Source organism: Streptomyces sp. NPDC058662 (assembly GCF_042716255.1).
Lineage (GTDB): Bacteria > Actinomycetota > Actinomycetes > Streptomycetales > Streptomycetaceae > Streptomyces.
On sequence record NZ_JBHXRU010000152.1, the window covers coordinates 1 to 10,228 of the forward strand.

A 10,228-nucleotide genomic window follows, 5' to 3' on the forward strand; every position below is an offset into this window, starting at 1 on the left:
GTGACGTCGAAGGTAACCTTCTGGCCTTCCTGAAGCTCACGGAAGCCGGAAGCGGCGATGTTCGAGTAGTGGGCGAACACGTCAGCGCCGCCACCGTCCTGCTCGATGAAGCCGAAGCCCTTTTCCGCGTTGAACCACTTCACGGTGCCAGATGCCATATTAATTCTCCTTTGGGGCAGTGCCCGAAATTACACTGTGCAATTTCGGAGTCGCCGCGATGATTGCCCCGACCGGAAAATCGGCGGAAATGCAAAGCACATCCAGCGAGCAAAGAGCGCCGCGAGAGAAGTGCTTGAATTTTTGCGAACCAAGACTGCAACTGGGATCGACAGTAGCACGCCGGAGCGCCCCCCGCACGTAAAGCTATTTCCTTAGGTCCCCCTCGACAAGAACCCTCACTTATATACGCGGAAAACCCTCACCTCACGGCTACAGATTTGACCCTCCCCGCAGCGGCCGCCGAGCACCGGGCTCACCCGCACACGCAGGCCTGCGGCGGCGGGCCACGGCTCAGCACCACGGACCGGCCACCGGACCGCAGTTCCAACAAACGTCCGGACCGACGCGGGTACTTCCCCACCACACCTCACACCTCCGCAGCGGCCAGGGGTGTACCCGGCGTTGCGGACAGGACCGGAGGTCCGGGCCGTGCGAACAGGATCCGAAAAAGGGTGCCTCCCGCAGCAGGCCCAGAACCTGTTGCGAGAGACACCCTTTCACGGCTTATGACCCGTCAGGCATCACTGACGATTACACCTACTGCCCTCACCCGCAGGTCAGGCGCCCTTCGCGATCGGCTCAAGGATTGCGACGCACTCGACATGATGGGTCGTCAGAAACAGATGCAACGAAAACAGGTGGAAGGTAACAGCAGGTCAGAGCCCTGAAGGCTGGACGCCGCGGTATGAGCGACTCAGGGACCGTCGCGGTCCGGCCGGCGGCGAAGCATGCGGCGGGGATCACGGCGACCCCGGGGTCAGGTGTTCGTGTCAGGGGTAGTTTGGGAGTAGCCGTTGGCGACTCCCGCGCTGCCGCGTCCTCCACGGAGAGGGTGCTTCCGGTACGGACCTCCTCGACGTGCGGCCTCTTTCGGCCGCGCACTTTCACCCCTCCCGCGCAGGGGTGATGGAGGGCTCCGACCGGCAGGACGGGCACCATGCAACGCATCACTCCGGTGACTCATGGGCACGAAACGGCGACCCTCGCGCCTGATCTGGCGAGGTCAGCGCTGAGCTTCCACCGGCAGGTAGGCCCCCCGGGAACGCGTGTGCTGACTGTCCGCCTGATGGGCGAAGCCGACCTCGACACCGAACCGGCCCTCGCCCAAGCCTTGAACGCCGCCCTCCACGACCTGCCCGTTCCGCGCGCCCTTACCGTCGACTGCTCCGGCCTGCGGTTCTGCGGGTGCGCCGGCCTCAACCAGCTTCTGTGAGCCCGCCGGGCCGCCGCTGAGGCGGATGTCTTGTTCGCCCTCACGGACCTGAGTCCGCAGGTCGCCCGTCTCCTCGACCTCACCGGCACCCGTGCCGTCTTCGATGTTGTGGCCGCAGCGTCCGCGGTACCGGCCACGCCCCGCACGGGGACCCGCACGCGGGGGCAAAGCTGGGCCCACAGGGCAGATCCCATGGACCCAGGGCGCGGGCGAGCCCGCTCCTGCCCCCGACGCTGCACCGGCCAGTACGCGCATAGGAGCGCAGGCCGCCGTGCTGACTGCGCAGGTGGCAAGGCAGGCCAGCGCCGGCCAATGGCAGCTGTCCGAGGCCGATACCGCCCTGGCCCGCACCACCGCCACCCGGCTTCAGGCGTTCGTGGGCACGGCTGCATCGCAGGAGGCGCTGCCGGGTATCGAGCGCCTTGAGTACCTGCGCGAGGCCCTCGCGGTCCTGGCCGTCGGCACCGCCCACACCCACGGACAGCTCGCCTGGTTCCTCGGGCGCGCCGCTGCCGTCCTGGCCCCCGTCCTGCAATGGCGCGCCCTGGAGGCCGACCAGGAGCACGCGCTGGGCACCGTCCTGCCCACGCTGGAGGAGTTCACCGACGCCGAGAACGCCGTCCGCCACCTGGACGCCGTCCTCGCCCGCACCACCGCCCACGGCCCCGCAACCGAAGCCGCTCCCGCCTGCCTCCCGCCTGCCTCCAAGCCGAGGGGGCTGGCCGGGGCCGCCGTTCCAGCACCTGATCGAGGTGCGCAATAGCAGATGCCGGGCCACGCCTCCAGGGTCGCGCTCAGGTCGCCTGGCGTAGTCCGCAGGCAGGCAAACACTCGTCATGGCCAGGAGGCGCGGCGCCCGATCGGGCGAATGAAGCTGACCCGCCCGGTGACGCATGCCACCAACAACTCGATCACGGGCTCTGGGTGCGATTCTTCGCGTGCCTGAGGGGATGGGCCTGGAGCCGTTCGCGGAGGTCGGAGCGGTCGCGAGGTGCGAGCTGTCCTTGGTTTCTTGTACTTCTCCCTTGCGAAGGCGCGAGCCTTCTGGCAGGCCGCGACGGCGTCCTCGGCGACGACCGGTGTCCAGGTGCCTGCGGCGGCGTCGCGGCGACAGGGGCCTCGGTCCGTCACGCTCGCCGAGGCCGGCCGGCCATACGCGCCCGGGCTCGAGGGATGTCGAAGACGTCGATCTCACCGACCCGGACTTCGTGGAGGGGCGGGGGCGGGCCCGAAACATGGGTCCCGCTAACGCGCGGGCACTCGGGTACACACTCAGAGACGGTAGCGACGCCACTACCAGGGAAGCTCCGCGCAGATGGTCTTGCCGCCTTCCGGCCCCGGGGTGATGCGGATGCGGGTGGCGAGTCGCTTGACCAGGAACCAGCCCCACCCGCCGCTCCCGCCCGTACTGGGGGTCCGCGGCTGGGGAGGCTGGGGGCTGCGGTCGGCGACACACACGTCGATGGAGTGGTCCAGCAGTTCCAGGTGCAGGGCGCAGGGGCCGATGGTGTGCCGGATCGCGTTGGAGACGAGCTCGGCCACCACCAGAAGCACGGCGTCCATGCTCCCGTCCTCGGCGGGGGCCCGCAGGCGGCCTGCGCGGGCGAGGAAAGCGCGGGTGGCGTCACGTGCCGAAGCGGAGGGTTGGGCGGTACGGGACAGCGGCTGATCCAGGACGACGGTGCTCACCTGTTCCTCCTTCTGCCCGGCGAAGCCTTGTATGTCGCGCATGCCCCGCTACGCGAGCGGCAACCGCGACGGCCTGCCGGGTGCGGCCTGTGGGGCATGCGCGCCATACAAGGCTTCGCCGGGCGGTGAGGGCCGACGGAGCGCCGGTTCGGATCGTTGAGAATCCGAGCAGGGTTTTGGGGCTCGGAGAACCACTGGATCACTTTGTCCCTTACTTGGCGCTTACTCCCGGATTTTCGGGTAGTCGCTGGGTGGGAGGCGTCGATCTTGGGCGCGATCCCGACTCGTGGAGCGGTCCGTGCTCCACTCAACGGATTGGACAGCTGCCATGACCACAGCGAACCCGGGCGGCACCCCTGCAGGCCGCCGGACCGGCAGTGCCGACGTGTCCGGACACGGGACACGGCGCCTGTCGACCGAGACGAAGTCGGCTCTGAAGACGACGGAGTTCTTCGTCTACATCGCCTGCGTGATCGCGGTCCTGATCGCCTCGATGGTGGTGGGTACCGAGGAGGGGCACCTCGACTACTTCCGTGCCGACAGGGCGTGGCTGTACATCGTGATCCTCACCTTCGGCTACATGATCAGCCGAGGGCTGGCCAAGTCCGGCAGCCGCGACCACTACGACGGTTCCTGACACCGGCCGACGGGTGCACGGGCCGGTTCCCAGCGGGCAGCGATCCTCAGGGCGCCACATCGCTGCGATACCGGCGAACGAGTGATCCCAGGACCGCCGCGATCTCCCCGTGCGCCCAGGGGGAACGTTCTCTGTGAGGCGCTTTCCGGCAGATGCCGGGCACCGGCACCTCACCGCGAGTCGCCCCCCCGACCGGCCGTGAGGCCGGGCCGAGGGGGCGGCGCAAAGCAAGACGGCGCGTTCCCGGTAGGGCGGGAGGGCCGGTCAGTCCTTGGCGATGGCCATGCCGAGGAAGATTCCCACCAGCAGCGCGACACTGCCGGTGACCATCACCGACCACGTCCCCGCGTGCGTCGCACTGAACGTCGAGGTCATTCCGGCCTGCGTCGCCGCCTGCGTGGCCTGCGCCCCGGCCATGGTCGCCTCCTGGACGGCCAGAGCCGTCTCCAGCTCCTGAACCTTGCTCTCCAGCTCAGACTGCTCCATCGTGCAGTTCCTCTCTCGCGGTGTGCCGGGCTGATTCCGGCATCACCGTCTATCGCTTCCCCGCCGTGCGCACGCAGCCGCCCTGGGCGCCTGGGGTGTACCCGTTTGCCGACGCCGCGCCCGACCTTCGACGGTCCAAGTCCGTCGCGCGGGTGCGGCCGGGCTTCTATGCGCGAGGCAGCCAACCGGGAGGCAGCCAACCGGCAGTGAAGTCCGCCAGGTCCCGTGAGGACTGGGCGCGTTGTTCGATCAGCCGGCGGAAGCCCGCCATGGCATACCGCTCGCCGGTGGCCGAGCCGGGCCCTGGGATACCGGCGACCTGCGCCATCACCTGCTGGGGCTGGGGCTGCCAACCCGCAAGAAGAAGCATGGCGCCGCGCTGCGGGTCTGACCGAGTACATCGCCGTTTCGCGCGTCCCCGCACAGGCCCTGCCGGATGGCCCGGCGAGAGGCGCTGCCAAGGCATGGATTGCTTGGGCCGACGGCCACGTGCAACGACTGAACCCACTCAACGGAACGCTCCGCCTGCCGGATGCCCCCGAGCCGACGAGCTGCAGCCGTTCCTGCGAGGTTGGAGCGCCTACGGGCCCGGCTAAGAAGGCTCTCCATGTCACAGAGAGTATTCAGCGAGGGAAGACCAGAGGGCGGATACGGACGGGCCGGTTGGGTCACCGGGAGCGAAAATGAGCACCTCTCGCAGCAGAGTCACAACCTGATGCGAGGGGCACCCATTCACGCCTGACACCCCGTCAGGCATCGCCGACGGCGTGCGTCAAACGAGCGTCACGAGCGTCAAATCTGCGTCAAGATATCGCCCGTGACGCCCACACCGCACATAACGCACACTGCCTTAACCCGCAGGTCAGAGGCCCTTTCCGACGGGCTCAAGGATCGCGACGCACTCGACATGATGGGTCATCGGGAAGAGGTCGAAGGCGCGCAGGGTGCGGACTCGGTAGCCGTTTTCCTTGAAGTAGCCCAGGTCGCGGGCCAGGGCTGCCGGGTCGCAGGCCACGTAGGCGATGCGGCGGGCCGAGAGGCCGGCGATGTGGCGGACCGTCTGCTTGCCCGCGCCCGCGCGGGGCGGGTCCAGGACGACCAGGTCGCACTCCGTGATGCCGGTCTTCGGGAGGATCTGCTCGACCTTGCCCTGCTCGATCCGGACCCGGGGGAAGTCGGTCAGGTTGTGCCGGGCGTCCTCGACCGCGCGCTTCGTCGACTCGATGCCGAGCACCGCGCCCGTCTCGCCCAGCCGCTCCGCCAGCGCGCCCGCGAAGATGCCGACGCCGCAGTAGAGGTCGAGGGCCATCTCGCCCTTGCGCGGCATCAGGCCCTGCATGACGGCCTTGATCAGGGTGTCGGCGGCCTGGGGGTGGACCTGCCAGAAGCCGCCCATGCCGACGCGGTAGGTGCGGCCGTCCGCGCGCTCGCGGACGAAGGGGCGGCCGTGGACGCGGTGGACGCCGCCGTCCTTCTCCTCGACCCGCAGGACCGAGACCGGCTTGTCCAGCTCGACGAGGGGGAGGCGCCCGCCCGGGCGCGGGGTGAGGACGACCTGGCGGTCGCCCGAACCGGAGGCGGCGATGGCCTCGACCGAGGCCATCTGGGGCCAGTCCTGCTTCTCGATGCCCAGCTCGCTGACGCCCGCCGCGGCGATCATGCAGTGGTCGATGGGCTCGATGTCGTGCGAGCGGTGCTTGCGCAGGCCCACGACGCCGTCCTCGTCGATCGCGAACTGGACGCGGGTGCGCCACTGCGGGACCTGTCCGGCCGGCAGCTTGTCGCCCTCGGCCGGCATGACCGTGCCGTCCCAGCCGGCCTCCTCGGGGGTGAGTCCGGCGAGCCGCTTCAGCTGCTCGGCGACGACCTCGCCCTTGAGGCGGCGCTGGGCGCCGGGCTTGGCGTGCTGCCAGTCGCAGCCGCCGCACTTGCCGGGGCCGGCGTACGGGCAGGGGGCGGGCACCCGGTCCTTGGAGGCCTCCAGCACCGTGATCGCGTCGGCGCGCAGGAAGCGGGAGTCCTCGTCGCCCTCCGTCACCTTCGCGACGACCTTCTCGCCGGGCAGCGTGTGGCGGACGAACAGGACCCGGCCGTCTGCGGTCCGGGCGATGCAGTGACCGCCGTGTGCGACGGGGCCGACCTCGACCTCGTACTCCTCCCCGACCAGTGACTGCTTCTCGATCTGCTCGGTCATGGTGGGGAGACTCCAAAAACTAAACGGGAACGGCCGGACGACCGACCCACCAGTTTACGTGGATCTCGTCCGGCCGTTCACCACCCGGGTCAGGCCCTCCCGACCGGGTCAGGCCCTGCCGACCGGGTCAGGCCCTCCCGACCGGGTCAGGCCCTCCCGACCGGGTCAGGCCCTGCCGACCGGCAGGCCCCTCGACCGGGTCAGGCCTTCCCGGCCGGGTCCTTCGGCGGCCGGGGGGTGTCCACGGGGCCGCGGCGCACGGCGCCGGGGGCGTTCCAGTCCTGGCGCTTCTTCGCCCGCCGCTTGGCGAGTTCGGAGGACTCCAGCTGGTAGGGCACCGAGGTGACCATCACACCGGGGGTGAAGAGCAGCCTGCCCTTGAGGCGCAGGGCGCTCTGGTTGTGGAGCAGGTGCTCGTACCAGCGCCCGACGACGTACTCCGGGATGTACACGCTGACCGCGACGCGCGGGTTCTCGCTGCGCAGGCCCTTGACGTACTCGACGACCGGCCGGGTGATCTCCCGGTACGGGGAGTCGAGGATCTTGAGCGGGACGTTGATCCCGCGCCGCTCCCACTCCGTGCGCAGCGCCTTGGTCTCCACCGGGTCGACGCTGATGCTGAGCGCCTCCAGGGTGTCGGAGCGGGTCAGCTTGGCGAAGGCCAGGGCGCGCAGCGTGGGCTTGTGGACCTTGGAGACCAGGACGATCGAGTGGACCCGGGAGGGCCGCACGCTGTCGTCGCTCGGGCCCTCGGCCGCGGCGATCTCGGCGGAGACCCGGTCGTAGTGCTTGCGGATCGCGGACATGGTCCCGTAGAAGATCACCATGCCGAGCAGGGCGACCCACGCCCCGTGGGTGAACTTGGTGGCCAGGACGACCACCAGCACCATGCCGGTGAAGAAGGCGCCGAAGGTGTTGATGGCCCGGGAGCGGTGCATGCGCCGGCGGGCGGCGGGATCGCGTTCGGACCGCAGGTGGCGGTTCCAGTGCCGGACCATGCCGATCTGGCTCAGCGTGAAGGAGACGAAGACGCCGACGATGTACAGCTGGATCAGCTTGGTCGAGTCGGCGTCGTAGATCCACACGAGCAGCATGGCGGCGCCCGCGAGGAGCACGATGCCGTTCGAGAAGGCGAGTCGGTCGCCGCGGGTGTGCAGCTGGCGGGGCAGGTAGCGGTCCTGGGCGAGGATCGAGCCGAGCAGCGGGAAGCCGTTGTACGCGGTGTTGGCGGCCAGGAAGAGCACCAGCGCGGTGGCCGCGGCGAGCACGATGAAGAGGAGGCTGCCGTCCCCGAAGACGGCCTCGGCCACCTGGGAGATCACCGGGTGCTGGACGTACTCGGGGCCGACCGGGACCCCGTCCTGGAGCAGGTCGGTGCTGGGCTGCTCCGCCATCCGCACATCGGTGGCCATGGCCAGGCCGATGATCCCGCAGAACATGGTGACCGCCAGGCCGCCCATGAGGGCGAGGGTGGTGGCCGCGTTCCTGCTCTTGGGCTTGCGGAAAGCGGGGACGCCGTTGCTGATGGCCTCGACGCCGGTCAGCGCGGCGCAGCCGGAGGAGAAGGCCCGCAGCAGCAGGAAGACGAGCGCGAAGCCGGCCAGTCCCTGGTGCTCGGGTTTGATCTCCAGGTCGGCGGTCGGCGCCTTCATGGTCTCGTCGAGCACGAAGCCGCGGTAGGCGCCGTAAGCGATCATGACGAAGACGGCCCCGACGAAGATGTAGGTCGGGATGGCGAACAGGCTGCCGGATTCCTTCACGCCGCGCAGATTCATCAGCGTGAGCAGCACAATCATGATCATCGCCGAGAGCACCTTGTGCTCGATGACGAAATCCACGGCGGAACCGAGGTTTTCCACGCCGGAGGAGATCGAGACGGCGACGGTCAGCACGTAGTCGACGAGCAGGGCGCTCGCCACGGTGAGACCGGCTTTCGGCCCGAGGTTGGTGTTGGCGACCTCGTAGTCGCCGCCACCGCTCGGGTAGGCGTGGACGTTCTGCCGGTAGGAGGCGACGACCGTGAACATCAGAACGACGACCGCGAGGGCGATCCAGGGGCTGAAGTGGTACGCCGACACACCGGCGATCGACAGGACCAGGAGGACCTCGCCCGGGGCGTACGCCACGGAGGAGAGCGGGTCGGACGCGAAGACGGGTAGGGCGATCCGCTTGGGGAGGAGGGTTTCCCCCAGTCGGTCGCTGCGTAGCGCCCGGCCGATCAGGATCCGTTTGGGCACGTCGGTCAGTTTGGACACGGAGAGGATCGTAAGCGTTCGAAATGGAGGGAGCGAACCCCCACCCCTTCGCACCGCAATCCCGCCGCAATTCCTCCCCGACTGGGCCGCAAGAACCTCCACTCGTGACCGCCCGTGTGTAGCTTGGGCCATGGTCTGAGACCCTGTGAAGCCAGAGCATGCAATGAGGCTGGGAACCAGCGAGCGCTGACAGCCGGAAGGACGGCCGTGCACATCGTCATCATGGGCTGCGGAAGAGTGGGCTCCGCCCTCGCGCAGACCCTGGAGCAGCAGGGGCATACGGTCGCAGTCGTCGATCAGGACCCCACCGCATTCCGCCGGCTGGGGGCCGGGTTCGGCGGCCGCCGCGTCACCGGTGTCGGCTTCGACCAGGACACCCTGAGGGAGGCCGGGATCGAGGACGCCGGCGCCTTCGCCGCCGTCAGCAGTGGTGACAATTCCAACATCATCGCCGCGCGCGTCGCCCGGGAGATGTTCGGCGTCGAGAACGTCGCCGCCCGTATCTACGACCCCAAGCGGGCCGAGGTGTACCAGCGTCTGGGCATTCCCACCGTCGCCACCGTCCGGTGGACCGCCGACCAGATGCTGCGCCGGCTGCTCCCCTCGGGCGCCGAGCCGCTGTGGCGCGACCCCAGCGGCGGTGTCCAGCTCGCCGAGGTGCACACCTCGACCGCCTGGATCGGGCACAAGGTCAGCAGGCTGCAGGAGGAGACCGGCGTGCGCGTGGCCTTCCTCACCCGCCTGGGCGAGGCCGTCCTGCCCACCTCGGCCACGGTCCTGCAGGAGGGCGACCTCGTCCACGTGATGATGCGCACGGACGAGATCGACAAGGTCGAGGAGGCCTTCGCCGAGGGTCCTGAGGAGGCACACGCATGAGGGTCGCTATCGCCGGGGCGGGCGCGGTGGGCCGTTCCATCGCGGGCGAACTGCTGGAGAACGGCCACGAGGTGCTCCTCGTCGACAAGGCGCCGAGCGCCATCTCCGTGGAGCGGGTGCCGCGCGCCGAGTGGCTGCTGGCCGACGCCTGCGAGATCACCTCGCTGGACGAGGCGGCGCTCCAGCGCTGCAACGTGGTCATCGCGGCGACCGGCGACGACAAGGTCAACCTGGTCGTCTCGCTGCTCGCCAAGACCGAGTACGGGGTCCCGCGCGTGGTGGCCCGTGTCAACAACCCGAAGAACGAGTGGCTGTTCAACGAGTCGTGGGGTGTCGATGTCGCCGTCTCCACGCCCCGCCTGATGTCGGCCCTGGTCGAGGAGGCCGTGAGCGTCGGCGACCTGGTGCGGCTGCTGCGCTTCAGCCACGGCGACGCCAACCTGGTCGAACTGACCCTGCCGGCCGACTCCTCGGTCACGGGCACCCAGATCGGCGACATCAGCTGGCCCGAGGACACCTCGCTGGTCACGATCATCCGCGGCAACCGGGTCCTCACCCCGCACGCGGAGGAGACCCTGGAGGCGGGCGACGAACTGCTCTTCGTGGCCGCGCAGGCCCGCGAGGAGCAGCTGGAGATCCTCCTCCAGGCCCGCCGCTAG

11 protein-coding genes are annotated in these 10,228 nt (G+C 69.3%); 6 read left to right on the forward strand and 5 right to left on the reverse strand.

Annotated features, from left to right (window positions below; genetic code table 11):
• On the reverse strand, nt 1-158 hold a 158-nt coding region (locus tag ACFWUQ_RS29960), incomplete at its 3' end, for a cold-shock protein (RefSeq protein ID WP_384544296.1).
• Nucleotides 159-1,267: 1,109 nt separating this feature from the next.
• Between ACFWUQ_RS29960 and ACFWUQ_RS29965 the strand changes: the two genes are divergently transcribed.
• Both ACFWUQ_RS29965 and ACFWUQ_RS29970 read left to right on the forward strand, forming a co-directional pair.
• A complete protein-coding gene (locus ACFWUQ_RS29965) occupies nt 1,268-1,432 on the forward strand; it encodes an STAS domain-containing protein (RefSeq protein WP_384544276.1) in 165 nt (54 codons plus the stop codon).
• A 271-nt stretch (nt 1,433-1,703) separates the two neighbouring features.
• Complete coding sequence (locus ACFWUQ_RS29970; RefSeq protein WP_384544278.1) at nt 1,704-2,195, forward strand: hypothetical protein; 492 nt, start codon at nt 1,704-1,706, stop codon at nt 2,193-2,195.
• A 530-nt stretch (nt 2,196-2,725) separates the two neighbouring features.
• Here ACFWUQ_RS29970 and ACFWUQ_RS29975 read toward each other — a convergent pair.
• Nucleotides 2,726-3,163 carry an ATP-binding protein gene (locus ACFWUQ_RS29975; protein ID WP_384544280.1) on the reverse strand — a complete coding sequence of 146 codons (438 nt, stop codon included), beginning with the start codon at nt 3,161-3,163 and terminating at the stop codon, nt 2,726-2,728.
• A gap of 286 nt (nt 3,164-3,449) precedes the next feature.
• On the opposite strand from ACFWUQ_RS29975, the gene ACFWUQ_RS29980 reads away from it, so the two are divergent.
• Entirely contained in the window at nt 3,450-3,758 is a 309-nt protein-coding gene (locus ACFWUQ_RS29980) for a hypothetical protein (RefSeq protein ID WP_384544282.1), read from the forward strand.
• Between the two features lie 264 nt (nt 3,759-4,022).
• On the opposite strand, the gene ACFWUQ_RS29985 is transcribed toward ACFWUQ_RS29980, so the two are convergent.
• Nucleotides 4,023-4,244, reverse strand: a complete 222-nt coding sequence (locus tag ACFWUQ_RS29985; protein WP_384544284.1) for a hypothetical protein — start codon at nt 4,242-4,244, stop codon at nt 4,023-4,025.
• Nucleotides 4,245-4,485: 241 nt separating this feature from the next.
• On the opposite strand from ACFWUQ_RS29985, the gene ACFWUQ_RS29990 reads away from it, so the two are divergent.
• Entirely contained in the window at nt 4,486-4,635 is a 150-nt protein-coding gene (locus tag ACFWUQ_RS29990) for a hypothetical protein (protein WP_384544286.1), read from the forward strand.
• A gap of 471 nt (nt 4,636-5,106) precedes the next feature.
• On the opposite strand, the gene ACFWUQ_RS29995 is transcribed toward ACFWUQ_RS29990, so the two are convergent.
• Together ACFWUQ_RS29995 and ACFWUQ_RS30000 are read right to left on the reverse strand one after the other, a co-directional pair.
• Complete coding sequence (locus tag ACFWUQ_RS29995; RefSeq protein ID WP_384544288.1) at nt 5,107-6,438, reverse strand: class I SAM-dependent RNA methyltransferase; 1,332 nt, start codon at nt 6,436-6,438, stop codon at nt 5,107-5,109.
• A 200-nt stretch (nt 6,439-6,638) separates the two neighbouring features.
• Nucleotides 6,639-8,693, reverse strand: coding sequence for an APC family permease (locus tag ACFWUQ_RS30000; RefSeq protein WP_384544290.1), 2,055 nt, complete (start codon nt 8,691-8,693; stop codon nt 6,639-6,641).
• Nucleotides 8,694-8,900: 207 nt separating this feature from the next.
• On the opposite strand from ACFWUQ_RS30000, the gene ACFWUQ_RS30005 reads away from it, so the two are divergent.
• Nucleotides 8,901-9,569 carry a potassium channel family protein gene (locus ACFWUQ_RS30005; RefSeq protein ID WP_384544292.1) on the forward strand — a complete coding sequence of 223 codons (669 nt, stop codon included), beginning with the start codon at nt 8,901-8,903 and terminating at the stop codon, nt 9,567-9,569.
• Nucleotides 9,566-10,228 (forward strand): potassium channel family protein, encoded by a 663-nt coding sequence (locus ACFWUQ_RS30010; RefSeq protein ID WP_384544294.1) that lies wholly within the window; start codon nt 9,566-9,568, stop codon nt 10,226-10,228. Before ACFWUQ_RS30005 ends, ACFWUQ_RS30010 begins: the two co-directional genes overlap by 4 nt.

Coding starts and splice junctions, on each gene's coding strand:
- ACFWUQ_RS29975 (WP_384544280.1), bottom strand. CDS start 3,163: ATGCGCGACATACAAGGCTTCGCCGGGCAGAAGGAGGAACAGGTGAGC.
- ACFWUQ_RS30010 (WP_384544294.1), top strand. CDS start 9,566: ATGAGGGTCGCTATCGCCGGGGCGGGCGCGGTGGGCCGTTCCATCGCG.
- ACFWUQ_RS29985 (WP_384544284.1), bottom strand. CDS start 4,244: ATGGAGCAGTCTGAGCTGGAGAGCAAGGTTCAGGAGCTGGAGACGGCT.
- ACFWUQ_RS29995 (WP_384544288.1), bottom strand. CDS start 6,438: ATGACCGAGCAGATCGAGAAGCAGTCACTGGTCGGGGAGGAGTACGAG.
- ACFWUQ_RS29980 (WP_384544282.1), top strand. CDS start 3,450: ATGACCACAGCGAACCCGGGCGGCACCCCTGCAGGCCGCCGGACCGGC.